Below are 25672 nucleotides of genomic sequence, written 5' to 3' on the forward strand. Positions count from 1 at the left end.
CGGGCTGTGTCCGATCGTGTTTTTCCTCTCTTCCTCGTGAAAGTCCGGTGATTATATTGATTGTTTTATAGCTTTGCCATTCAGAAAAAATGTTCGATAAAGCCGAACAATTGATGAAGGGGATTGAGGCTATGGTAGCCCAGTCGGTTGAAGAAACGGAGCAATGACACCATGACAAAGACGATTAAAAATCAAAAGAATATACTGGATAAATTGAACATCGGGAAGCTCAATCCCATGCAGGAAGAGGCTCATCTGGCCATTCGTTCCTGCTCTGATGTTATTCTGCTTTCGCCTACCGGAACCGGAAAAACACTGGCTTTCCTGTTGCCGATTATTGAAGAACTGAATGCGGCGTGTGACGAAGTTCAGGTTTTGATTATTGTTCCTTCACGGGAATTGGCGATTCAGATTGAACAGGTTACCCGGGAGATGGGGACCGGTTACAAAACGAATGCGGTATACGGAGGGCGCGCAGGCTCGAAGGATAAGATTGATTTGAAACACCGGCCCGCTATTCTGATTGGTACGCCGGGCCGGATTGCCGACCACCTGAGGAGGGAAACGTTTTCGGCGGAACATATTCGGGTACTTGTGCTCGATGAGTTCGACAAATCGCTGGAGATTGGCTTTGAGACGGAAATGAGTGAAATTGCGGCATTGCTGCCGAAGGTTCAAAAAAGAGTGTTGACATCGGCTACGCAGGACGTGCGCATTCCCAAATTTGTGGGACTGAAGAATCCAACTATTGTCGATTATCTCCACGAAGGCACACCGCAGTTGAAGGTGAAAAGCATCCTTTCTCCTTCAAAAGATAAACGGGAGACGCTGGTCGAGGTGCTTGCTCATATTGGCAATCAGCCGGGAATTATATTTTGCAATTTCAAGGATACGATTCAACAGGTAAGTGATTTTCTTACCGAACGGAAGATTAGTCACGGCTGCTTTTACGGCGGAATGGAACAAATCGATCGGGAAAGGGCGCTCATCAAGTTTCGTAATGGCACGCACCAACTGATTGTTGCCACCGACCTGGCGGCAAGAGGCATCGATGTTCCGGAGATAAAATTCATTATTCATTATGAACTGCCTCACCGGAATCATGAGTTCATTCACCGGAACGGACGAACAGCCCGGATGCATAATGAAGGAACCGCTTATATTCTGCAGTCGGAGCATGAAAATATACCGGATTTTATTCAGGACTTGAATCCTGACCGTTTTAAGAGCAGCGAATTGAAGAGAGCTTCCGTGACTGCGGTGCCCCGATGGAGAACTCTTTATATTTCGGGGGGAAGGAAAGATAAAATTTCAAAAGGAGACATTGCCGGATTATTTCTAAAACAGGGTCAACTCGGCAACGACCAATTGGGAACGATAGAAATAAAACAAGACTGCGCTTTTGTTGCGGTTGAGAAGTCAAAAGCGAGTCAGATTATTCAATTACTAAACAACAGCAAGCTTAAAAAGAAGAAAGTACGCATAAGTTTGGTTTAGCTTCACAGTGCATCTGCTTTAACCACTGTTTTTTCTCTGTTCATCATGAAAGTCCGGCGATTATGCTGATTATTTTATAAATTTGCCCTTCAGAAAAAAAATCCGGAAGGAATGCTAGATAAAATCGAACAACTGAAGAAAGAGATTGAAGCCATGGTGGCTCAGTCGGCTGATGAGGTGGAACAATTGCGTATTAAATACCTCAGCAAAAAAGGAGAGGTTTCAAAACTTTTTGCTGAATTCCGGAATGTTCCGGCTGAGCAAAAACGCGAAGTTGGACAAGCCATTAATACCCTGCGGGATTTTGCCCAGGAACGCCTTGATGTTTTGCGAAGTGGTGTTCAGGAGCAAAAAGACAGTTCAGTTGGCGTTGATTTGACCCTTCCGGGCGAATCGATGAAACTGGGAACCCGTCATCCGCTTTCCATTGTGCGAAATGAGATTCTCGATATTTTCAAGCGACTGGGTTTTGTGGTTTCTGAAGGTCCTGAAATTGAAGATGACTGGCACGTTTTCTCGGCGTTGAACTTCCCTGAGGAACATCCCGCGCGCGACATGCAGGATACATTCTTTATTCAGCGGAATCCGGATGTTCTGCTGCGTACGCATACTTCATCGGTGCAGGTGCACGACATGGAAGAGATGGAACCGCCGATTCGGACGGTTACTCCGGGACGTGTTTTCCGGAACGAAGCAATTTCGGCACGTGCTCATTGTATGTTCCACCAGATTGAAGGTTTGTATATCGACGAAAATGTATCGTTTGCCGACCTGAAACAAACGCTGCTTTATTTTGCCCAGGAACTGTTCGGTGAGGGAACAAAAATCCGGATGCGTCCGTCGTACTTCCCGTTTACCGAGCCATCGGCTGAGATGGATGTGTCATGTTCCATCTGTGGCGGCGAAGGATGTAATGTTTGTAAGTATACCGGCTGGCTGGAAATTCTTGGTTGCGGTATGGTCGATCCCAATGCGTTGGAATCGTCCGGTATCGACAGTCGAAAATACACCGGCTTTGCCTTTGGAATGGGAATCGAGCGCATTGCCATGCTGAAGTATGGAATCAACGATTTGCGTCTGTACTTCGAAAATGATGTACGCTTTCTGAATCAATTTAAATCGGCACACTAAGAAATTTATCATATAGAGAAAGAAAGGCTGCCCATTTTAGGCAGCCTTTTTCATGCGAAATATATGATAACAGGTTCTCAAAATGCGGCAAATAATCCAACGTTGACAATCCCCCGGTAGCCAAATCCTCCTTCGAGAAAGGCTCCAAAACCACGGCCGACTTTTATTCCCAACGCATTAATCTGGAAATTGATGGTTCCTTCGTTCACCGTGTTCGGCGTATCGCCTGAACTGTTGGGCGTATATTCCTGGTTGATTTGGGTAAACCCAATACCGATTCCTGAATAAAGTTTGAAAGCCGGATTGGCTACATAGTTGAAATCAGCCCGGGCGGCAAATGTGTAAAACGATTTGTCGGTTGTTCCGACCTGCTGGTCTCCTGATACAGCATCGGCTGTCATCGACTGGTAGGTGAAGTCGGCTCCCAACGAAAAGCGTTTGGTCAGATAGTATTTGTAGCTGGCACCGTACGCTGCTGAAATGTCTTTGTTTTCCTCTTTGTAATAACCCATTGTAAACGTTGTGGTTAAAACGCTGGTGTAAAGGTCGAGGATGTCGTTGGTGGTAAGGGCTCCGGCACTTACTGAGAACTCGTGCTTCCGGTCGCGTGCCTGTGTACTGCCTATGATAAAGGATAGCAGCATCATAAGGGTGATTAGTCGTTTCATGGTTATTGGTTGTTGGTTTTCAATAGATAACGTTATAAAAAGCTCTTTTCGTGTGTAATTACACAAAAAAACGAAAGACCACCCGGAGGTGATCTTTCTGTATTCTAATATTTTATTGGTATTGGAAGGTTATTCCGGTTTCAGATTATTCATTGCCTTTTCGGCCAGCTTGAAGGCCTCTTGAGATGTTACTTTGCCCGAAGCTCCTACCAGATAATTTCCTTTCCACAACAGGTAAACGGTACCATTAAAGGGATCGTTTATGGTGTATTCTCCCTCTTTGGTTCCGATGGTCTCAGCCTGACTAAACTCCTGGTATTTTTTCATAGTTTCGGCTGCAGCTTCCTTATCTTTCTTATGCATAATGAAAAGTGTGAAATCACCTTCGCTGCCGGTATATTTTGCCCTGAAAGCCGATCCCATCATGCTTAAACCCATAAAATTAGTAGAGACATACTGCTGTGAATGTGGTACTCTGTTTTCTTGCGGAAAAGCAGCATACTGAGCCGGTAGCTTCGGATTTTTGCACAAGGTAGGCGCCATTTGTTGTGCGACTTTCATTAGTAACGCTTCTCCGGCATCGTCTACATTGTACGTATTCATCTTTACGTAGTATTTTCCTGTCGTGAAGTTTAGTGTGGCATCATCATAGTGACCTTCCAGGCCAATAGATTTGGTGTCGGCTGATGCCGGACGTTCCATACTGTAAATGCCGTATGCATGAACCGGATCGTGTTGGTCGTAAATTTCTATGGTCAGCTCGGCATCTCCCTTTTTGTATTCTGCGACGTACAGCTTTTCGAATGCATAACTGAAGTAGAATTCCGAGGCTCCGTCGATGCGTTCGAACAGGTTGTCGCGATTGTAGGTTTTTACGTCACCATCGCGTTGCCAACCATCGACGTCAGGAAATTCGACATTTTCAGCGAAAGCTAAAACCGGAAATAAGAGGACGAGCAGAATCAATGATTTCTTTGACATGAATTAAAAAGTTTAGCGTTAAAAATTCCGGGAATGATCACTGAATCATTCCCGGATAGTTGAAGGTTAATTGATTTATGATTATACCAGGAATTCTCCCGGAATATTCCGGATACGGGCAATATCGGCCACCCGTTCGCCTACATTCAAACCATTTGGGCAAGTAACGGTACATTCGTCGCAGTTGGCGCACGGATTTTCCGGAAGCGAAAGGGCTGCTACTGTTTCGTATGCTTTGGCCGGATAACTGTAACCGTAGTTGTACATATACGAACGCATCAAATCGGGGATGGGCAGGTTTTGCGGACACTGGCCACTGCAACTTTCACAACCGTGGCAATACAAGCCCACCTCGTTGGAAGCCAACTGGAGATCGCTCATTTCCTTTGCATCCAATTTAATATCGGAAGCAACCGACCAGTTTTCCATCAGCATTTCGTAAGTGGTAAAGCCGGGAATGCAGGTATGAACATCCGGATTGGAAAGGGCCCATTTTAAGGCCGCTTTACAGTTCACCGGTTTTTGTTTTTCCTTGTCGAGGAAACCTCCGGCCATGTTCTTCATCCCGATGACACCCAAACCTGCTTCGTTGGCCCTTTTCAGGGCTTTGTGCAGCTTTTCGTCTTTCGCCAGACGGAAGTTATAGGAGGTTAAAACGACTTCGTAGATTTTGCTGTCTACTGCCGCATTGATGACCTCTGCCATGTTGGTATGAGTTGTCACTCCCAAATGTTTGGCTTTGCCTTCTGCCTTGGCTTTTTTCAAAGCTGCCAGGTAGCGTGGATCGAGTGTATAATCCTTGTCGTTGGCAGCATGCAGATAAAGAATGTCGACGTGGTCCATCTTCAGTCTCTTCAGACTGATGTCGAGCATTTCCATGAATTTTTCAGTGGAGATGCCTCCGCGGTCAGGATGGATTTTTGTGGAAACGATGAAGGAATCGCGCGGTTTGTCTTTGAAAAATTCACCAACCATCTCTTCATTTCGGCCACCCTGGTAGCCATGGGCCGTGTCGAAATGTTTGATACCCATCTGGTAGGCAGCTTTCAGTATGTTGGGATTGTCAGCACGCATAACGCCCATGCTGACAACAGGAAGTTCGATGCCGGTATTACCCAGTTTGCGGGTGATGACTTTTTTGTCGGCTTTCGAAGAAGCCCTTGCATTTTCGGGAGTGAAAGCAACGGCAGTTGTTAATCCGGCCGTAGCAGCTGCTCCCAGCCGTAGAAAATGACGGCGGTCTAGTTTCGGTTGAGCCATGACGTGTTTCGTTAGGTTAATTCGCACTTAAGTTATAAAAAATACCTGTTATTCAGTTTGTATCATTTTTACGGAAAAACTGAATTAATCGATATAGACGGTGATACTGCCTTTAATCGTATAAGTGAGGGTTAGTGTGATGGGGGTTGAATTTGCAGTGCCGCTTAGCGTCATGGTAGCAGTATGCGGACTGTTTTTCATCATTAGTTGCAATTTGTTTAATCCGGCTGTTTCCGGATCAATGGTTTGTTCCTGGTTTTGAATATCGGCAAGGATCATGTTGGTGGCGGTTGCCAATATCTCTGCACCGTTTCCTGAACCATCTGCAACACTGAGTGAGGCTGTAATTAATTCCTGGTTTTCAGGACCATTGAAATTTGTGATGATGTACTTGATTTGTTTTACTTCAATACTCTTGATTTTTCCGTCAAATTCATCGAAAGCTTTGTTGTAATCGGTTGCCTTCAGCACAACTGATTCCGAGAATTCTTCCGTTTCATTGTTGACAACGATGGCCTGGGTGAAGCTGAAATCCTGCGTTTCTTCGGAAGTGAGATCTTCTTCGTCACTGGATTTGCTGCATGACGTGAATGCGAAAATGCATATGCACATCAGCATGAGCGGGATGTACCATTTGATTTTCATGTTAAAGGTTGTATTGGTTTCCGGTTAGGTAATACAAGTTACGCTGATACTGTCAGAAACAAAAGAAAGGCAGCATTCAATTGAGCAGGTTTTGTGAACTGTAGCTGCCCGCATTTGGGGATGCTGTTTTGAGATCAAAAAAAGCACCTTCCCCGAAAGGAAGATGCTTCAACGATAAAAACTAACTAAACCAAACTAAACTATTTTACAAATATCTGGTAACCCCAGGGAGCAAGCTTGAAAATGCCGTTTAACGTACGTTCTTGTCCGGTAAAGGCTTCTTTGAATGTTCCTTCCGGGAAAGAGCCGGTAATTTCGAATGATACCGGATCCGGGGAGAGGTTAAATACAGATACTACCTGGTTGCCATTATTTTTGCGGGAGAATGTGAGCACTTTTGGCATGGCTGAATTTTCCAGCGTAACGAAGTCGCCGCCTGAGTTACCATTCCAAAGTGCATTATTATCTTTTTTCAGCTGGATAAGTTTGTGGAAGAAATTGCTCATGGACAGATCGCTCCAATCGATTTCATCTTTTTCAAAGAATGAGAGACGCTTGTGCAATCCTGCTTCCTGACCACTGTAAATAAGCGGCATTCCGGGAACGACAAAGGTCAGTGCCGAGAAGGTTTTTACTGCATCACCCAGGCGTTCGTATGCGGTACCATTCCATGAGTTTTCATCGTGGTTGGTGGTGAAGATCATCGGATAGGAGCCTTTGGGATATGCGGCATATGTTTTCTCGTAGTAATTTATAATATCGGTTGCATTTTTCTTCCCTTTGTAAAGCTCATTCATGATGTGGAGGAAAGGCCATCCGTAATTGGCATTGAATGCTTTCTTCAATAGGTTCATGTTATCCGCATCTTCGGCCAGCATGAAAACGGGTTTGATGGCATCCAATTCGGCACGAGCCTGGTTCCAAAAGTCAACCGGAACACTACCGGCCACATCACAACGATATCCATCGATGTTAGCTTCCTTTACCCAGTATTTCATAGCGTCAATCATGGCGGCGCGCATGTTCGGGTTGTTGTAATTCAAATCAGCTACGTCGGTCCAATCCGGAACGGGCGAGATAATGTGTCCCAGTGAATCCTGTGTGTACCAGTCGGGATGTTCAGTAATCCATTTGTTGTCCCAGCCAGTGTGGTTGGCCACCCAGTCGAGCAGCACATGGAAACCCATCTCGTGGGCTTTATCTACCAAATGTTTGAAATCAGCTAAATTCCCGAATTCCGGATTTACGCCTTTATAATCCTGAACTGCATAGTACGAACCTAATGTGCCCTTGCGGTTCTTTTTGCTGATGGGATTGATCGGCATAATCCAAAGAATATCTACACCTAGCTTTTTCAAACGAGGGAGGCTCTTTTCGAAAGCGGCGAACGTTCCTTCTTTGGTATATTGACGAATATTTACCTCATAAATGGTTGCATCGCGGGACCAATCAGGAAAGATAGCTTCTGACTTAACAGAACCAGCAGCAGCTTTTTCAGTGGCTGCTTTCTCGGTTTTCTTCTTCGATGTGCCGTTGCATGCGGTAAAAAACACCCCAGCCATCAGGGTCATTACCAGTAAGTTTCTTAATCTAAGCATCACTTTCTTTTTTATAATAACGATTAATTCAGTTGTATGGTCACTTCATCACTCATCTTCCATGGGAAATGAATAACGAGATTATCATCTTTTAATTCAGCAGAATAATCTGATTGTTCTTTATTCTCGTTGACCGGAATTTGAACATTGTCAACCTGTACCGTATTGATAACTCCTGCATGATGAACAACCAGTTGCATCTCCCTGTTTTTCGGCGCACCGGAATAATGTCCGCCATCACGCGTGAAGCGGAATGTCATGCCATTTTTGTTTGACCTCTGCGTGAAGTGCAGCAATTCATACTCGCCTTTTTGGTAAGCATCCCGCGTATGACCATCGTCTTCGTACATTGTGTATTCAGCTTGTTTTATTTCAGGCGAATGGTAATAGTCAACCGTCAGTTGTTGGCTTGAATACTGATTGGTAGAATAGAACACCGGTACCGATGGAATAAAGCTTCCGGCTTTGACAAATACCGGAATGGTTGAGTCGTTCAAATTATAATGAACCCAGCCATTACCATCATATTCCTTTCCGGTGAAATAATTGAACCAGGTACCGCGCGGGAGTAAAATATCCTTTGACTTTTCGCCTGCTTCCAACACCGGCGAAACGAGAAAAGCATCACCCCAATAATACAGGTCGTTGTTGGACCAGTATTTTTTGGGATAAGCCGATTTGTAAAAAACGGGGGAGGCCAGCGGTTCTCCTGTTACGCTTTGTCGCCATGCCAAGGTATAATTATAGGGCATCAACCGGTAGCGCAGTTTAATGAAATGACGCACGATCGTTTGCGTTGAATCGGAATAGTGAATGGGTTCGGGTGGTGCTGTTCCCGAGTGTGGCCGGAATATAGGATTGAATACGCCAAACTGTAGCCAACGACGATACAATGCTTCGTCCTTTTTTCCAATGGAGAAGCCACCCAAATCGGAGCTGGCGTAGGGAATCTGGCACATACTCATGCCCAGCATGACGGGAACCTGCGCTTTCAAGCCGGCCCAGGTGTGCCCCACGTCACCCGACCACGGGAAGCTGGAGTAGCGCTGCGAACCGGCAAATCCGGCACGGTTGAGGTGGAACAACCGTACATCCGGGTAGTTGGCGGCGTATTTGTCATGCAGCATTTTACTCCAGACGAGGCCGTATGCATTTTTCACATCGTTGGCTTTTCCGTTGATGAAAACCAGGTTGGACGGCAGTGTTTCGGGTTCACCCAAATCGCCCCACCAACCGGAAACGCCATTTTTAATTTGTTTGTTGTATTTCTTCCAGAACCAATCCTGTGCTACCGGATCGAACATATCGATGAGGCCGGCTTTTCCGAAGTAAAAGTTCTTGATGATACCGGTTTTGCCACTTTCGTCATCGGCCAGGATGCCTAAGCTGTCGGCTTCCGGGAAGTTTTTAGACGATTGCAGAATGTAAGGTTCGGTAATGAGGATCGTGTGAACGCCTTCCTTTTTGAAATCGGCGATCATTTTCTTTGGTGTCGGCCAGTTCTGTTTGAACCAGTCGAGGTCGCCCATGCGCCAGTCTTTTTCTCCCTGGCCAAACCAATAGAGGTCAAGGATAATTCCGTCGAGCGGATAGCCGGCCATTCGCATACTGTCGACCATATTTCGGGCCTGCTGCTCGGTTTGGTAGCCGAAGCGCGATTGTAGGTTGCCCAGTGCCCAACGGGGAGGCATGGGCTGTGTTCCGGTTAAATGTGCCAGCGAATGGTGCAGTTTTTCGAAAGTTTTCCCCGCCAGGAAATAATAAACCAATTGACCACCGGTTGCTCCCAGTTCCATCGTGTTCGCATTCTTCTTTCCTAAGTCTGCATAACCGATGGACGGGTTGTCGAACAGAATACCGTATTCGTTGGATGACACAAAATAGGGAACCGAGAAATTCAGGTTCTCTTCGCCCCAGCCGTAACCGTAGTGGGCTTCGTTGTTGAGGCGCAGACGGTAACCTCTTCTATTCATGGAAATGGCCCGCTCTCCTCCACCGAAAATCATTTCACGTGGCTGTAGCCGGAAACGGAAACCAGCTGTATCCTGTTTGGAAAAAGTTGCTTTTTGAACGGCAATGGTATCGGTTGTTCCTTTGCGGATGAAAGCGATTTGAAGCGGGTTCCTCAGGACCGAAATTTGAAGCGAAGGCAGGTTCATGGTAACAGAATTCTTGTCTTTCCTGACAGTTACACCTGCTGTATCAGGATGAGCAACGACTGCATACGATCGTTGCAACTCTCCGTTTTCGGTCAAAGCTACACGCACCATTTTCGGTCCGAAAGGTGTCAATGTCAGAATACCTTCATTGGTGGAAATACGCAATTGTCCATTGGCGTAAACCGATGAACGGTACTGAGGATTAAAAAAAGAATTCTCCCCTGCCATGAGGGGAGAAATCAAAGCTAACTGTAAAAATAAAACCGCAAGTTGTTTTACATACTTCACTGCGATATGCTTTTTAGTTCTGTTACTTTTTCAATTCAATAATCATGGGCGACATGGCCGGAACCGTGATGGTTGACAAGTCGGTAATGTTATCACCACTAACTACATCATGTCCACTGTTATATCCGTTCATGATTTCAGCAAAGCGTGCTGTTGACAGAGATTTGGCTTCGGTGTTTTTGTTCAGAATGACCATAACCATGCCTTTGTCGTTGTAACGGAAATAGACATAAATGTTGTCATGCGGAATGAAGTGCATTAGTTTACCATGTTCTACCACTTCATTCGATTTCCGCCAGTTGACCAGTTTTTTGACAAACTCCTGGGCGGTCTTTTGCTGCACTGTCAAGCCTTCGCCAGTGAAAGCATTTACTTTATCACCAGCCCATCCGCCGGGGAAGTCTTTCCGTTTGAAGCCGTCACCTTCGCCATTGGCACCACCGGTACTCAGGATTTCTGTTCCGTAGTAAATCTGCGGAATGCCACGTGTGGTTAAAATATAAGCTATTCCCAACTTAAACTTGCCGAGATTTTCACCGATGCTCGAGAAGAAACGTTCGGTATCGTGGTTGTCGGCAAAAACCACGAGGTTGTCCGGATCCGGGTACAAAAAGTCCATGGCCAGTGTCCCGTAAAGCGGCATCCAGCTGTTGCCGGTAAGCGACTTGGTGAGTGCATCCTGTATGGGGAAATCCATCAGGCTGGGAAGACATGATTTGTAACCGTTCGGATTTTTCTTGCCCCGTTGCCAGTAGGAAACGATGGCGGGTGAAGTGTCCCATTCTTCTCCGACAATGTTGAAATTTGGGTATTCTGTCATGATGCGGCAAGTCCATCGTGCCATCATATGCATATCGGGAAAAGAATAGGTATCCATGCGGATGCCGCTTAGTCCGGCATATTCAATCCACCAGATGGAATTCTCAATCAGGTAATTGGCCACATACGGGTTTTTCTGATTCAAATCGGGCATCGAAGGTACGAACCAGCCGTCGTACATTTGGTTGTAATCTTCTTTCGATACATGCGGGTCTTGAGCCACGGTTTTCTGGAAGTTGCACAGTTCATAATTCGGATAACCGTTGAGCCAGTCTTTCATTGGCATGTCTTTCATCCACCAGTGGGAGGAACCAATGTGGTTGAACACCATATCCATGATAAGACCAATCCCTTTTGCCTTTGCTTTCGCTGAAAGCTCTGCATATTCCTTGTTGGTTCCCATGCGCGGGTCAACCTTGTAAAAATCAGTGGTTGAGTAACCATGGTAGGAATATTTGGGCTGATTATTTTCCAGTACGGGGTTTAACCAGATTTGCGTGTATCCCTGTTTGGCAATGTAACCAAGGTGATCGATTACCCCCTGGATGTCGCCTCCGTGACGGCCATTGGGATCGCTCCGGTCTGCCTTTTCAAGCATTCCATCCATCGAGTCATTCGACGGATTGCCATTGGCAAAACGGTCGGGCATGATTAGATACATGACATCACTATCCGAAAAACCTTTTCGTTCAGCTGAGCCTTTTCGCCTCTTCAACAGCTTGTAAGTATACTGTTGAACGGTTTTCCCTTTTTGGGTGAAAAGAATAGGGAATGAGCCCGGCTTCACTGTGTCGGCGAGCATCAGATCGATGAACAGGTAGTTGGGGTTTTCCACGGAAGTGACACCTTCTACCCGAACACCCGGATAATCGATTTTTACTTTCGTATCCGAGATATTCTGTCCGTGCACCATCAGTTGCAGGTGCGGATTTTTCATTCCGGCCCACCAGTTTGGCGGTTCAACCCGGTCAAGTTTAGGTTTTACGGCTGCCTGTGTTGCTAACGTCGTTAGCAACATCAGGGCGATCAACGCTAATAGATTTCTATACCTTGGCATTGTTTTAAGATTTGGTGATTAGGCTTTGGTGTTCAACCTCGAGGTTTTGATTGCCCTCTAGTGTGTAATCATTTCCGTAAATATTCAGCGGACAAGCGACATCCGAATGGTTCTCGATGTATACCGTTCCCTGACTGGCTTTAATTTGGAGCCAGGCGCCCCGGAAGTTGATGCGGAATGCATACGATTTCCAGGATTTATTAATGAAGGGATTCAGTACAACGCGACCATCGCGTACACGCATACCACCAAAACCCATCACAAAGGCCATCCAGGTTCCACCCATGGAGGTAATGTGGCAGCCTTCGTCGGTGTCGCTGTTGTAGTCATCGATATCAAGACGAGCAGTACGCAGGTACATTTCGTAGGCTTTTTCCTCTTTACCTAACGTTGAGGCCAAAATGGTATGGATACAGGGCGAAAGCGAAGATTCGTGAACCGTGATAGGCTCGTAGAAATCGAAGTGACGCCTGATGGTCTCCTTGTCGAATTCATTTTCGTACAGAAAAATGCTTTGCAGTGTATCGGCCTGCTTGATGTAGCATGAACGCAAAATCCGATCCCACGACCAGTTTTTATTCAACGGACGTTCTTCTGCCGGAAGCTGGGCAGCAGGAGTCAGATCTTTGTCGAGGAATCCATCCTGCTGGAGGAAAACACCGCGTTTTTCATCAAACGGGAAATACATCTTCTCAATGATGTCGGCCCACTTGCTCAGTTCTGTTGTTTCGTCAAGATTCCATTTTTTAACCAGCTCAGCATATGTGTCGGCATGATTTTTTTTCATGAAATCAATAGCCTCCAGTGTATACCGAAGTGTCCACTGAGCCATGCGGTTGGTGTGGAAGTTATTGTTGACGTTATTTTCGTATTCGTTCGGACCGGTAACGCCGAGCATCACATATTTCTGTTTGGCTTCGGACCAGTTCACGCGCTGTGCCCAGAAACGGGAGATGCCGAGTAATACTTCAAATCCGTAAGGTGCGAGATAGTCCTGGTCGCCGGTGTATCGGATGTAATCGTAAATGGCAAAGGCGATGGCACCATTACGGTGAATTTCTTCGAAGGTGATTTCCCATTCATTGTGACACTCTTCACCATTCATGGTTACCATGGGATAAAGGGCTGCACCGTTTTTGAAACCGAGTTTCTCGGCGTTTTCAATGGCTTTTTGCAAGTGCTTGTGGCGGTAAAGCAACAGGTTGCGCGAAACATCCTGTGGAGCTGTAGCCAAGTAAAATGGCACACAATAGGCTTCGGTATCCCAGTAGGTGGAACCGCCGTACTTTTCTCCGGTAAATCCTTTGGGCCCAATGTTCAAACGCTCGTCTTCACCGGTATAGGTTTGATTCAACTGGAAGATGTTGAAACGAATTCCCTGCTGAGCCGATACATCGCCTTCGATAATGATATCGCTAGTCTCCCATTTTACTGCCCAGGCGTCAATCTGTTCTTTTAGCATCCGGTCAAAGCCTTTTGCATAAACCGCGTTTAGCAACTCTTTGGCTCTCGTCTGAAGACCTTTTTTCGGGTGATATTCTGATGAGAGGTTGACACCGAATTTCTCGATGGTAATTTCATCTCCTTCAGATACCTTTACAGTGAATGTGTTAGCGATGTATTTATTCCGCTCTTCGGTGGCGGCATCAACTTTTATTTCCTCGCCGTTTTTCAGCACCCTGAATTTCATTCCCGAGGTGACGTGGAAAAAAGTTTTCCGTACTTCGGCAGTAACGTAACCTTCTCCTCCGTTCACTTCTTTGCCAACTTCGTCCCAGAATTTTTCGTCGTAATTGGAATCTTCATTCTTAACATCGAAATCGACATACGGACGAAGGGTAATTTCACCTGAAAAATTAGTTGCTTTCAACGAGTAACGAATGACTCCGGTGGCTGAATCGACAATACTGAGTAGTCGTTGCGAATGGATGGAAACCTCTTCTCCGGAAGGAAGTTTAGCCGCTACTGTACGGGTAAGATGCCCCTCCTTCATGTTGAGTTCGCGACGGAAAGATTTCACTTCAGCCTGACCCAGATCGAGTACGTTGTTGTTTATGCGCACATCAATGCCCAACCAGTTGGCTGCGTTCAGTACTTTGGCAAAATATTCAGGATAACCGTTTTTCCACCATCCCACACGGGTTTTGTCGGGATAGTAAATGCCCGCGACATAATTACCCTGGAGGGTTTCACCAGAATATTGCTCTTCGAAATTAGCCCGATGGCCCATTCGGCCATTGCCGAGACTCATCACGCTTTCTGAAATCTTATTGTATTCCGGGTGAAATTTGTCCTCTACAATTTTCCACTCGTCATTGATCAGGTACTGTTTCATGTGTTTATAAATTATTCTTTAAGACCACACGAAACTCGCCATATACCATCAGGCATTTGATCATGGCGCGTTTCATTTTCCGTTTGGTTTATCAAGTTCCATCCTCGTGTTTCTCAGACGAACTTCTATTTCACTTTTCTATCGGGTGACTACTTGATTGATAAATAGTCAGTATCTTATTTAGTCGAACTTCAGTTTCTCAATGGTCATCTCTTCAAAACCCGGAATGACAAAATCCGCGTTCTTCAGGTTGTCGGGATGTCCGATACCGATAACATGCATTCCGGCATTACGGGCAGCTTCGATTCCCGCCTGTGCGTCCTCGAAAACCACACAGTCACCTGACTCAACGCTAAGTGCCTCTGCACCCTTCAGGAATACTTCCGGATCGGGTTTCGCTTTCGATACGCTGTTCCCATCGATGATGGCATCGAACATGTGAGTTAAACCGATTTGTTTCAGGATTAACGGTGCGTTTTTACTGGCCGATCCCAGTGCGATCCGGATTCCGTTCTCTTTTAGTTTTTTCAGGAAATCTTCCACCCCGGGAAGTATTTCATCCGGATTCATTCGCTGGATGTAGCCGACATAGTTTTCATTCTTTTGGGCTGCGAGTTGTTCTTTTCGTTTGTCATCCAGTTCGATACCGCCAATTTCGAGCAGAATCTCCAGCGAACGTACCCGACTCACACCTTTCAGCCGTTCATTGTCGGCTTCGGTGAAATCAAATCCCAGTTCCTGTGCCAATTCTCTCCACGCAATGAAATGATACTTAGCGGTATCAACTACTACCCCGTCCAGATCGAACAAACAAGCTTTTATCTGTGTCATGAAAATTATTCGATGGTTAAAACTTCGTGTTTTTTCACTTTTACAAAAAATACGGTTGCGGCACCAAGCAACATGGATACACCGCAGATGATCATCATATAAATGGCATGGTTGCCAAAAATGTCGCGCACGAGGGTTGCTCCCACAATTCCTGAAATGATTTGCGGGCCTGCAATCGTGAAGTTGAAGATTCCCATGTAAACGCCCATCTTATCTGCCGGAAGTGCATCGGACAGGAGGGAGTAAGGCATGGCCAGAATCGCTGCCCAGGCAATACCAATACCCACCATCGATATTAGTAACGAATTGGGAGTGTTGAGGAAATACATGGAAATGTAGCCTATTCCACCCAATGCCAGTGCCAGTGAATAGGTTGATTTTCTTCCAATCACGCTGGCAATTTTGGTCATTACAATGGAGAACAGGGCGGCGAAGAGGCTGTATGCACCAAATAAAATGCCAACCCAGTTTCCGGCTTCATTGTAAGCAGCCGATGAAGAATCTCCGATTGGAGTTCCATAGACATGCTGGGCAACTGCCGGAGTGGTGTAAACCCACATTAAGTAAAGGGCGAACCATGAGAAAAATTGAACGATAGCCAATTGAGCCATCGTTTTAGGCATTTTAACAAAAAGCTCAAAAAAGTTTTTCAGATTGGTGAGCAACGATTTTTTCTCTGTTTTAGCATTTTGCCATACTTCGTAATCCAGGTCATTCTGCTCACAGTACTCTTCCGGAGGGTATTCCTTTGTGCGGAACACAGTCCAGAGGACTGATGCCAACAAGATACCTCCACCAATGTAAAAGGACCAGATAACTGAGGGAGGTACCTCACCGCTGGGAGCTGTATTCCGAACATGCAGAATATTCGTCAGAAAATACGGCAATACTGAGCCGATGACTGCCCCTGCGTTGATTAGAAAACTTTGGATGGAATAACCCAAGGTCCGCTGTTCTTCGGGTACCATATCGGCAACCAGTGCCCGGAAGGGCTGCATCGTAATATTAAAAGAGCCATCCATTAGAGCGAACATCATGGCCCCGAAAATAATGGGAGGAATGATGGCCACCAGTGCCGATGCATTCGGCATGAGCCACATAGCGATGGTGGCTACCAGTGCACCTCCAAATATGTATGGACCGCGCCTTCCCAGTCGGTTCCATGTGCGATCACTTGCAGCGCCAACAATGGGCTGGACAATTAATCCCATAAGGGGAGCAGCCAGCCAGAAAAATGAAAGCGAATGCAAGTCGGCGCCCAGATTTGAAAGAATACGGCTGACATTGGCATTTTGAAGGGAGAATCCGATTTGGACTCCCAGAAAGCCGAAACTGACGTTCCAGATCTGCCAAAAGTTTAGGCGTGGTTTTTTTGCCATACGTTTAAATAATTATCGTCTGAATTAATAATTGAAACAGAAGTATATACCAATGCAATTAAGCATTCGCAGTTCGATGTTTCGTTCCTGGAAAGTAGATAGATCAACTATGTGCCGGAAGCAATTCCGTGCTAAGTGGAAAGATAGAATGGAATGATTTTCGGTTCAAAAATAGTTAAGCCACATGTTTTTTGCAAGTGGTAAACGCTTTTATATCAAAAAAATATGGATGCTGTTTCTATACTTCCTTTTTGCAATCGTTTGCGATGAATTGTATGTTTTACAGCGTGCGCGTCGATTCCCGAATCACCAGGTTGGTATCGATGACTTTGGTTTCGCCATAACTATAATCCGGATTAGCAATGCGTTCCAATAAAATTCGGGTGGCTTCTGCGCCCATTTCATAACCATGCTGGTCAACCGAACTTAATTTTGGAGTGGTAAAATCGGAGAACCGGCCTGCTGAAAATCCCATGACGCTGACATCTTCGGGAATTCTGTATTCCCTCCGTTGAAGGGCTTTCATCGCTCCTATGGCCGTTAAATCGTTATTGGCAAATAAACCGTCAGGCGGTTCAGGCAGATGCATCAGGTATTCAATGGCATTTTCCGCCAATTCCACAGAGTCGGCCGGATAGACATATTCTTCTTTATAAGGAAGTCCTCCATCCCTTAATGCATCCTTATAACCTTCCAGCCTTTTTTCACCGATGGCCAGGTTTTGGGGAGCAGCCAGGTGCGCAATGCGTTTACAGCCAGTTTTAATCAGGTGCTGTGTTGCAGTGTAAGCAGCTTTATGATCATCAATAACAACCTTATCAGAAGTAAAACCTGTTGCTATCCGATCGAAAAATACCAAGGGTATATTACTGTCCTCCAGCATGTGGAGGTGCTCAAAGTTGTGAGTTTCTTTCGACACCGAAACCATAACGCCTTCGGTACGGTTGGCCAGAAGAGCCTGCGCGTTGGTTACTTCGCGTTCATACTTTTCGTTCGACTGGAATATCATCACATTATATCCTGCGTCGTAAGCAACATCTTCCACACCACTAATAACTGATGAGAAAAAGTAATGGACAATTTCCGGGATAATAACACCAATGGTATTCGTCCGACTGCTTTTTAGTGATAGTGCAACGGCATTGGGTTTATACCTCAGTTTTTTGGCTAAGTCATTGACCATCCGTTTGGTTTCAACACTGATATCAGGATGATCCTTCAATGCTCTCGAAACAGTTGATGCTGATATGCCTAATTCTCTGGCTATGTCTTTGATGGTTACCTGGCTACCCTTCATTTTTGTTTTCCGCTGGTCAAAATATTATGAAAAGCACTACTAATGTCAAAGTAAAGAAAATTTAAAGTAATCCAAAATAGTTGAATCACATTATCTCATGTCAATTTCTATGCTAAGGAGGAGAGTTTTTCCTTAATGTGTTGTAAAACATGTTCGGCGCAAACGTCATCGCAATCGTTTGCGTTAAGAAATTGTGACCTGGTAAACATAATGGTATATTTCATGAAGGTTAAAAAATGTTTATTTGAATCGGAAATTAGTGTGATCAACTCTGTTTCCGGAAAGAATGATGGATGATTTTCAACTGTTTTATTCCTTTCTAAAGGGAACTATTTCAATCGTATTAATTCTGTTTTTATGAACCTATAATTTGATCCTTATGAAGTTTGTCTTTGGAAAATTGCATGTTTTGTTGCTGTTCTCAGCACTACTCATGGCAAACGTGTCATTTGCGCAAGAAATGACAATTACCGGTAAGGTCACAGATGCATCCACAAAAGAACCATTGGTGGGTGTTACCGTTGTGATCCAGGGAACAACAAGCGGTACGACAACCGACTTTGATGGTAACTACCGGTTAAATGTAGCCAAGGGACAGAATCTGGTATTCTCGTTTATTGGTTACAAATCACAAACCATTACCATAAGCGACCAAACGACTCTAAATGTAGCCTTGGCAGTTGAAACCAAAGGTCTCGATGAAGTCGTTGTGATTGGTTATGGTCAGGTGAAGAAGAGTGATGCTACTGGTTCGGTAGTGGCTGTTGATTCGAAAGATTTTAATAAGGGAGCCATTACCTCACCACAGGACTTGTTGGTAGGTAAAAGCGCTGGTGTCGTTATTACTCCCGGAAGTGGCGCTCCCGGAAGTGGCGCAACCATTCGTATTCGTGGTGGCTCTTCTTTGAATGCTTCCAATGATCCGTTGATTATTGTCGATGGAGTGCCATTGGATAATAATACAATCTCAGGTAGTAGCAACTTCCTGTCGTTCATGAATCCGAATGACATTGAGACGTTCACTGTGCTAAAAGATGCTTCTGCTACTGCTATTTATGGTTCTCGTGCATCGAACGGTGTCATCCTGATTACTACCAAAAAAGGGAAAGCCGGTGCTCCGATGAAAATCAGCTACGATGGTAACACTTCAGTAGCGACTCCCGAGAAATATGTAGATGTATATTCAGGTGACGAAATGAGACAAATCGCTGCCGCAAATATGGATTTGTTTGGTGCGGAAACCCTGAGTAAACTGGGACAGGAAAATACCAACTGGCAAAAAGAGATTTTCCGTACAACGATTTCTCAGGAACATAACCTGAGTTTGTCCGGTGCCGTAAAATGGATGCCTTACCGTGTATCGGTAGGTTATACCGACCAAAATGGTATTCTGAAAAATACCGGATTGAAGAGAATGACCGCTTCAATCAACCTTAACCCTACGCTGCTGAATGGCGATTTGAAATTCAATATTAGTGCGAAGGGGATGAACACCGATAACAATTTTGGTGATACCAATGCGATTGGTTCGGCCATTAATATGGATCCGACTCAGCCGGTCAAAGATGGTAATCCTAAATCTGACGGTTATTTCCAGTGGGAGCATTACGGTGCCAATTTAGGTACTGCCAACCCGGTAGAGCAAGCTTTGGCTGTTGATAACAAGGCTAATGTGAAGCGTTTTGTCGGTAATGCTCAGGTAGACTACAAGTTGCCTTTCCTTCCCGATATGCATGCCCATTTGAATGTGGCAACGGATTACACCAAAAGTGAAGGACATAACAATCGTCCGACGACTGCTCCTTCGGTACTTACAAGTCCGACGTGGGGACGGTTGACGAATTATAATGGTAAGAACTACAACAATTTGCTTGATTTCTACCTGAACTATGCAAAGAACATTGAGTCAATCAACAGTAAAGTGGATGTAACAGGTGGTTATTCATGGCAACACTTTAAGCGTGAAAATTTCAACTATGCACGTGGTATCGTCGATGACCTTCATCCTTACCAGAAAACTGATAGTACGACTACTGCTACAGAAAACTATCTGGTTTCGTTCTTTGGTCGTGTTAACTATACGTTAGCTGATAAATATTTGTTGACATTCACTATCCGTGATGATGGTTCTTCTCGTTTTGCTTCCGGCAATCAATGGGGTATTTTCCCATCAGCCGCCTTTGCCTGGAAAATGAAAGAGGAATCCTTCCTGAAAAACGTAAAAGCGATTTCTGAAATGAAACTGCGTTTAGGTTGGGGTATCACCGGTCAACAGGATATTGGAAGCGATTACCCGGCACAGGCTAAATATGTATTGTCGAATGAGGGGTATTATTATCCAATTGGAGGGGAGTTTCTTCCTACTTTGCGACCGGATGCTTATGATCCCAATATTAAATGGGAACAAACCACGACTCAAAACATCGGCCTTGATTTCGGTTTCCTGAATAACCGCATTTACGGTTCGATTGATGTTTACAAACGTGTAACGGATAACTTGTTGAATCAGGTGACCATTCCCAGTGGTAGTAACTTTTCCAACACCTTGTTGACGAACGTAGGTAGCCTGGAAAATAAAGGAGCTGAATTCTCTCTCAACATGGTCCCGATTTCGAAAAAGGACATGTCGTTGAACATTGGATTCAACGTAACTTACAATAAAAACAAGATTACCAAGCTGCTGCTGACAGACGATCCGACTTATATTGGTATCTTGTATGGTAGCGGAATGACAGGTCAAAATCAGGTAACCCGTGTTGGCTATCCTGCTTATTCTTTCTTTGTAAATCAGCAGGTTTACGATAGTAATGGTAAGCCGATTGAAGGACTGTATGTCGATCGTTCAGGTGACGGTGGTACGGTGAGTGGTGATAATAATGATAAATATATCTATCACAATCCTGTTCCGGATTATACCATGGGACTGTCACTGCGTTTCAACTACAAAAACTTCGATCTCTCTGCTTCCTCAAGAGCAAGTATTGGAAACTATGTATACAACCAGAACGCTGCTGGTTCATCCTTAGATCAGATGCAGCAGATTGGATACTGGAAGAATTTCCCGAGGGTTTTGAACGAGACGAATTTTGTTAAGCGTCAATTTAGCAGCGATTATTTCGTTCAAAATGCTTCTTTCTTCAAGTTGGATAACTTGAGTGCTGGTTATCAGCTTGATCATATTTTTGACAAGCTAAGTGCCAGGGTGAGTTTCACCGTTCAGAACGTATTTACTATTACCAACTATAACGGCCTTGATCCGGAAGTTACCTATTCAGAGGTTGGTGGTGTGAAAAACGTCCCCGGGATTGACACTAACTTTTATCCCCGGGCACGCACATTTGTGCTTGGTGTAAACCTGACTTATTAATCGATGAACAGTAAGTAACATGAAGAAAATACATATCATATTAGGAATATTTCTTTCCGCACTGCTGATGCAGTCATGTGTGAAAGATTTGGATGTGAAGCCAATCGATCCCAATACGATTATGGCAGGAAACTTAGGTGACGATCCTGTCTATATGAAACAAGTACTGGGAAAAATCTACGCCAGTTTTATCGTTTCTGGTCAGAGCAATGACAACGCTGATATCAGCGCGTCAGATGCTAACTTCTTCACGACTTCCCGGGCTCTTTGGAACCTGCAGGAAATTACGACAGATGAGGCGATTTGTGCCTGGGGTGATATCGGTATTGCCGACCTGAACACTCAGACCTGGAGCCCGAGTAACCCGTTCCTTACAGCATTGTACCAACGGTTGAGTTTGAGTATTACCTATGCTAATGACTTTATTTCAAAAACTGAAGGTAACACCGATCCAACGGTACAGCGTTATACGGCTGAAGCTCGTTTCCTGAGAGCCTTAGCTTACTATTACCAGATGGACTTGTTTGGTAATCCGCCCTTTACAACCGAAAAAGATGGAGTGGGTAAATTCTTCCCTAAACAAATTAAGCGGGCAGATTTGTTCAACTACATTGTTTCTGAGCTTCACGCTATCGAACCGACACTTGGTGAGCCCGGATTTTCGTATCCTGAGGCTGATAAAGCTGCAGACTGGATGTTGCTGGCTCGTGTTTACCTGAATGCTCAGGTTTATACCGGAACAGCCAAATGGGATAGCTGTAAGATTTATTGCGATAAAGTAATCAGCAGTGGTAAATATTCACTGGCTACCGACTATCGCCAGAACTTCAGTGCCGACAATGATGGTAACCATAACCCGGAAATGATTTTTGCTTTCGAGCAGGATGGAGTCCATACCCAGGGTTATGTGGGAACGACTTTCATCATTGAGTCAAGTAGTGATGCAACCTATATCCCGGCCGAGCAATATCATGGATTAACCTCCAACACGAACTGGAACGGTAACCGTACGCGGAAAGATTTCATGAATGTTCTGGTTGATACCCTGGCAACTTATGGTAACAATCCTGTTCCGGCTTCCGATACGATTTTTGCTCAGTGTCCAGATCATCGCGTATTCCTGAGACAGAAAAGAAGTCTTAATATCCCAAGTCCTTCTTCCAGTGGTGACTTTGGTGTGGGTGTCTATAAATTCACAGCCCTCAATCATGACGGTTCAAAACCGGCAGATTATAACCCGGCTTTTGCTTGTACCGACTTCCCCATCTTCCGTCTGGCAGACGCTTACTTAATGAGAGCAGAGGCGTTACATCGTATGGGTAATGATGCAGATGCCGTTAAGGATGTGAATATCGTTCGCGAGCGCGCATATGGTAACACCAGTGGTGATATTACTGCTGCTCAACTTACGGATCAGTTCCTGTTGAATGAGCGTGGACGTGAATTCTATTACGAAGGACAGCGTCGTACCGATTTGATTCGTTTCGGTCAGTTTACCGACGGTACGTATAACTGGACCTGGAAAGGTGGTACCTATGCAGGTACCAGTACGGACAGTCATTTGAATCTCTTCCCGATTCCGGGTGATGAGGTGTCTGCTAACCCGAATATTCAACAGAATCCAGGTTACTAATCCTTAAAAAATCGAAACAATGAATAAGCATTTCAAAATATTACTGGTTTTCATTGGATTGATCGGACTTTTCACTTCGTGTGAGAACGACGGCATGAAAGTGGTAATGCTGGACAATCCAATCGTACCAACCTTAACAACTGTGCCTGATTTGGCCCTTCAGCGGTCAATGGGTAACGATACGCTGACGTTTACAGGAACCGCCGTTGATCCCGGTTTTGATGCTTCGGCCAATTATTTCCTCGAAGCTTGTGCCAGCGGAACCGATTTTGCCGACCCGGTAACTTTAATGTCTGGCATTAGTCCTGATGCAATGAAGATTACTGTTGGGGATTTAAACACACAGTTGTTGAAGAAATTCCCTGCGGATAAAACAACTTCCATTGATTTAAGACTGCGTGCTAATTTAGTGGTTGATGCTGGTACCGGTGCATTAGGTACAACTTCAAAACCACTATCCTATAGCTCTGATATCAAGACGGTAGATGCAACTCCTTATGGTTTACCTCGTCTGGATCTGATCAATTCTGGGATAGATCAGAAAATCGAGTCTGCATTGGGTGATGGTAGCTACACGGGTTATGTGAAGCTTGATGTGGCCAATCCATTTACATTGAACAATCCCGATACCAATACAAGCTATGGAGACAACGGAAATGGTAGTGGTACCCTGAAGGTAGATGGTTCTGCAATCGCAGTTCCCAGTGATCCCGGCAATGGCTGGTATAAAGTTTCAGCTGATATCAATGCACTTACGTATAGTGTCGATCCATACATGATTGGACTGGTTGGAGATGCAACACCAAATGGCTGGAGTGCTCCTGACAGTAAGATGGACTATAACGCGCAAACCGGACTGTGGCAAATCACGCTGGATTTGAAAGTTGGTTCTGTGAAATTCAGGCTTAACGACGACTGGGGTAATGGCATCAATTTAGGTATTGGAGACGCATCTCATCCTGAGTACACAATCGATAATCTTTGGAATGATGGCTCAAGTCAGAATATTCCGATTGATGCAGCTGGCAACTATACAATTACCTTATCGATTGGAAGTTCGACGTACAGCTGTACCATTACTAAAAACAACTAATACGATATTTCTATGAAAAGGAAATCAATATATATGATGATAGCATCCTTTGTTACAGCGGCAATTGTCTTTGCCGCCTGTACAAAGGAAATGTCGGAGGTGCGCCTGGAGTCCAAGCTCACCACAACCGAGAAAATGGACGTCACTTCTGATTCAGCAACTGTCGTTGGCCTTATCGTGTCAGAAGGACAAGGAATCACTGAAAAGGGTATCGTTTATAGTACGGATTCTCTTCCTACTGTCGACGATAACAAGGCGGTTTATTCCGGTAACGAGAAGACAGCGGCCTTTACAGTGAAAATTGGTGGTCTGGATTATGCTACCAAGTATTATGCAAGGGCATATGGTATCACATCATCGGGAACCATATATGGTGCTCAACTCACCTTTACAACACTTCCTGTTCCTCCAACCGTAACAACGGCTGATATTACCAGCGTTACCGGTAGGACTGCCACCGGAGGTGGTGAAGTAACGGTTTCCGGAGGTGCTGACGTTACCGCACGTGGTGTTTGTTACAGTACAGAACATAATCCAACCCTTTCGAACAGTTTCACTACCGATGGTGATAGCCTGGGTACTTTTACCAGTAATCTGGAAAACCTGAAGGGAAATACCACCTACTATGTTCGTGCCTATGCTACCAACAGTGCCGGGACAAATTACGGTCCCGAAGTATCGTTTAAAACGGAAGTCGCATTGCCAATTGTAACAACGACTCCGATTTCAAATCTGGTTGCCGATGGTGCAACCTCGGGAGGTAGTGTTACGGACAATGGTGGTGCGGATGTAACCGTGCGTGGAGTTTGTTGGAGTACCAGCGAAAACCCGACTATTTCTGATAGCAAAACAAGTGACGGAACCGGTACTGGTCCGTTTACCAGTACAATCACAGGTTTAGCCATTTCTACAACGTATCATGTGCGGGCTTATGCTGAGAACTCGGCCGGTGTTGCATATGGTGAGGATATTCAGTTCTCAACGTATCCTACTGCTTTGTATATGGTCGGTGATGGGGTGATTTCTGATCCGAGCCATATCTGGGACTGGACAGTTGATCTACCAATGATACCAGTGAACAGCCATCCTAACATGTTCTGGAAAATTGTCTGGATGACTGGAACCGGCGGCTTTAAAATGAATTCGGTGAAGGATTGGGATGGTAATCAATTTGGAACGACTGGTGATGTGACAGGTAGTATTAATGACCCTGCCGGTCTTGTCTACACCAAAGGTGGAGAAAACATTCCGGTACCTGCGACTCCGGGGTATTACATGGTAGTTGTCGATTTCGCAACAGGTAAAATATCTATTTCCAAGCCTGCAGTATACTTGATTGGTAATGTAATTGGTTCTTGGGATACTGCTAATCTGGATGGTTTATTTACAGTCGATAATGCCAATAGCGTTATTAAGATTACCAAAACACTGGCTAATGATGATATCAGAATGTATGCATGGCATCCTTGGTTCACCGACTGGTGGCAGTCTGAATTCATTATACTAAATGATCAGATCGTATTCCGTGGTACCGGAGGAGATCAAACACGAGTAAATGTGCCTGCCGGAAGCAATACGGTTGCACTTAATTTCAAAACAGGAGCTGGTTCTATTACCCAACCCTAGTTCCTTAA

17 protein-coding genes are annotated in these 25672 nt (G+C 45.0%); 6 read left to right on the forward strand and 11 right to left on the reverse strand.

Translation table 11 applies throughout. The annotated features are described in order from the left end of the window. Window positions 1–171: 171 nt before the first annotated feature. Entirely contained in the window at window positions 172–1497 is a 1326-nt protein-coding gene (locus tag T426_RS0101065) for a DEAD/DEAH box helicase (protein WP_025862685.1), read from the forward strand. 111 nt (window positions 1498–1608) lie between these two features. Next, window positions 1609–2628, forward strand: coding sequence for a phenylalanine--tRNA ligase subunit alpha (pheS, locus tag T426_RS0101070; protein ID WP_027585159.1), 1020 nt, complete (start codon window positions 1609–1611; stop codon window positions 2626–2628). Between the two features lie 77 nt (window positions 2629–2705). Here pheS and T426_RS0101075 read toward each other — a convergent pair whose 3' ends face one another. The 11 genes from T426_RS0101075 to T426_RS0101125 all read right to left on the reverse strand — a co-directional run bounded on the left by T426_RS0101075 (window position 2706) and on the right by T426_RS0101125 (window position 17945). After that, on the reverse strand, window positions 2706–3296 hold the full coding sequence (locus T426_RS0101075) for an outer membrane beta-barrel protein (RefSeq protein ID WP_025862686.1): 591 nt from the start codon (window positions 3294–3296) through the stop codon (window positions 2706–2708). 129 nt (window positions 3297–3425) lie between these two features. Further along, window positions 3426–4277, reverse strand: coding sequence for a DUF6599 family protein (locus tag T426_RS22345; protein ID WP_025862688.1), 852 nt, complete (start codon window positions 4275–4277; stop codon window positions 3426–3428). 81 nt (window positions 4278–4358) lie between these two features. Beyond that, on the reverse strand, window positions 4359–5537 hold the full coding sequence (locus T426_RS0101085; RefSeq protein WP_027585161.1) for an aldo/keto reductase: 1179 nt from the start codon (window positions 5535–5537) through the stop codon (window positions 4359–4361). A gap of 84 nt (window positions 5538–5621) precedes the next feature. Continuing rightward, a complete protein-coding gene (locus T426_RS0101090) occupies window positions 5622–6182 on the reverse strand; it encodes a hypothetical protein (protein ID WP_025862689.1) in 561 nt (186 codons plus the stop codon). Between the two features lie 200 nt (window positions 6183–6382). Continuing rightward, window positions 6383–7780, reverse strand: coding sequence for an alpha-amylase family glycosyl hydrolase (locus T426_RS0101095; protein WP_027585162.1), 1398 nt, complete (start codon window positions 7778–7780; stop codon window positions 6383–6385). A gap of 23 nt (window positions 7781–7803) precedes the next feature. Beyond that, a complete protein-coding gene (locus tag T426_RS22350) occupies window positions 7804–10167 on the reverse strand; it encodes a glycoside hydrolase family 31 protein (RefSeq protein ID WP_153637579.1) in 2364 nt (787 codons plus the stop codon). 82 nt (window positions 10168–10249) lie between these two features. Further along, on the reverse strand, window positions 10250–12103 hold the full coding sequence (locus T426_RS0101105; protein ID WP_027585163.1) for a glycoside hydrolase family 13 protein: 1854 nt from the start codon (window positions 12101–12103) through the stop codon (window positions 10250–10252). Window positions 12104–12107: 4 nt separating this feature from the next. Beyond that, window positions 12108–14438 carry a family 65 glycosyl hydrolase domain-containing protein gene (locus tag T426_RS0101110; RefSeq protein ID WP_027585164.1) on the reverse strand — a complete coding sequence of 777 codons (2331 nt, stop codon included), beginning with the start codon at window positions 14436–14438 and terminating at the stop codon, window positions 12108–12110. A 180-nt stretch (window positions 14439–14618) separates the two neighbouring features. Next, window positions 14619–15269 (reverse strand): beta-phosphoglucomutase, encoded by a 651-nt coding sequence (pgmB, locus tag T426_RS0101115; protein WP_025862692.1) that lies wholly within the window; start codon window positions 15267–15269, stop codon window positions 14619–14621. A gap of 5 nt (window positions 15270–15274) precedes the next feature. Further along, entirely contained in the window at window positions 15275–16648 is a 1374-nt protein-coding gene (locus T426_RS0101120; RefSeq protein WP_025862693.1) for an MFS transporter, read from the reverse strand. 280 nt (window positions 16649–16928) lie between these two features. Next, a complete protein-coding gene (locus tag T426_RS0101125; protein WP_025862694.1) occupies window positions 16929–17945 on the reverse strand; it encodes a LacI family DNA-binding transcriptional regulator in 1017 nt (338 codons plus the stop codon). A 379-nt stretch (window positions 17946–18324) separates the two neighbouring features. Between T426_RS0101125 and T426_RS0101135 the strand changes: the two genes are divergently transcribed. From T426_RS0101135 to T426_RS0101150, 4 genes are read left to right on the forward strand one after another with little or no spacing between them, the layout of a single operon-like run. Continuing rightward, window positions 18325–21312 carry a SusC/RagA family TonB-linked outer membrane protein gene (locus T426_RS0101135; RefSeq protein ID WP_025862695.1) on the forward strand — a complete coding sequence of 996 codons (2988 nt, stop codon included), beginning with the start codon at window positions 18325–18327 and terminating at the stop codon, window positions 21310–21312. Window positions 21313–21331: 19 nt separating this feature from the next. Then, window positions 21332–22945, forward strand: coding sequence for a RagB/SusD family nutrient uptake outer membrane protein (locus T426_RS0101140; protein WP_025862696.1), 1614 nt, complete (start codon window positions 21332–21334; stop codon window positions 22943–22945). Between the two features lie 19 nt (window positions 22946–22964). Then, on the forward strand, window positions 22965–24038 hold the full coding sequence (locus tag T426_RS24820) for a SusE domain-containing protein (RefSeq protein ID WP_025862697.1): 1074 nt from the start codon (window positions 22965–22967) through the stop codon (window positions 24036–24038). A gap of 12 nt (window positions 24039–24050) precedes the next feature. Beyond that, complete coding sequence (locus T426_RS0101150; protein ID WP_081782327.1) at window positions 24051–25664, forward strand: SusF/SusE family carbohydrate-binding protein; 1614 nt, start codon at window positions 24051–24053, stop codon at window positions 25662–25664. Window positions 25665–25672 lie beyond the last annotated feature (8 nt).

The sequence above is a fragment of the Prolixibacter bellariivorans ATCC BAA-1284 genome, assembly GCF_000621705.1.
GTDB lineage: Bacteria > Bacteroidota > Bacteroidia > Bacteroidales > Prolixibacteraceae > Prolixibacter > Prolixibacter bellariivorans.

What these genes read in the sequence shown, in the direction of transcription:
- T426_RS0101065 (WP_025862685.1), top strand. Translation starts at nt 172, where the DNA reads ATGACAAAGACGATTAAAAATCAAAAGAATATACTGGATAAATTGAAC.
- pheS (WP_027585159.1), top strand. Translation starts at nt 1,609, where the DNA reads ATGCTAGATAAAATCGAACAACTGAAGAAAGAGATTGAAGCCATGGTG.
- T426_RS0101075 (WP_025862686.1), bottom strand. Translation starts at nt 3,296, where the DNA reads ATGAAACGACTAATCACCCTTATGATGCTGCTATCCTTTATCATAGGC.
- T426_RS22345 (WP_025862688.1), bottom strand. Translation starts at nt 4,277, where the DNA reads ATGTCAAAGAAATCATTGATTCTGCTCGTCCTCTTATTTCCGGTTTTA.
- T426_RS0101085 (WP_027585161.1), bottom strand. Translation starts at nt 5,537, where the DNA reads ATGGCTCAACCGAAACTAGACCGCCGTCATTTTCTACGGCTGGGAGCA.
- T426_RS0101090 (WP_025862689.1), bottom strand. Translation starts at nt 6,182, where the DNA reads ATGAAAATCAAATGGTACATCCCGCTCATGCTGATGTGCATATGCATT.
- T426_RS0101095 (WP_027585162.1), bottom strand. Translation starts at nt 7,780, where the DNA reads ATGCTTAGATTAAGAAACTTACTGGTAATGACCCTGATGGCTGGGGTG.
- T426_RS22350 (WP_153637579.1), bottom strand. Translation starts at nt 10,167, where the DNA reads ATGGCAGGGGAGAATTCTTTTTTTAATCCTCAGTACCGTTCATCGGTT.
- T426_RS0101105 (WP_027585163.1), bottom strand. Translation starts at nt 12,103, where the DNA reads ATGCCAAGGTATAGAAATCTATTAGCGTTGATCGCCCTGATGTTGCTA.
- T426_RS0101110 (WP_027585164.1), bottom strand. Translation starts at nt 14,438, where the DNA reads ATGAAACAGTACCTGATCAATGACGAGTGGAAAATTGTAGAGGACAAA.
- pgmB (WP_025862692.1), bottom strand. Translation starts at nt 15,269, where the DNA reads ATGACACAGATAAAAGCTTGTTTGTTCGATCTGGACGGGGTAGTAGTT.
- T426_RS0101120 (WP_025862693.1), bottom strand. Translation starts at nt 16,648, where the DNA reads ATGGCAAAAAAACCACGCCTAAACTTTTGGCAGATCTGGAACGTCAGT.
- T426_RS0101125 (WP_025862694.1), bottom strand. Translation starts at nt 17,945, where the DNA reads ATGAAGGGTAGCCAGGTAACCATCAAAGACATAGCCAGAGAATTAGGC.
- T426_RS0101135 (WP_025862695.1), top strand. Translation starts at nt 18,325, where the DNA reads ATGAAGTTTGTCTTTGGAAAATTGCATGTTTTGTTGCTGTTCTCAGCA.
- T426_RS0101140 (WP_025862696.1), top strand. Translation starts at nt 21,332, where the DNA reads ATGAAGAAAATACATATCATATTAGGAATATTTCTTTCCGCACTGCTG.
- T426_RS24820 (WP_025862697.1), top strand. Translation starts at nt 22,965, where the DNA reads ATGAATAAGCATTTCAAAATATTACTGGTTTTCATTGGATTGATCGGA.
- T426_RS0101150 (WP_081782327.1), top strand. Translation starts at nt 24,051, where the DNA reads ATGAAAAGGAAATCAATATATATGATGATAGCATCCTTTGTTACAGCG.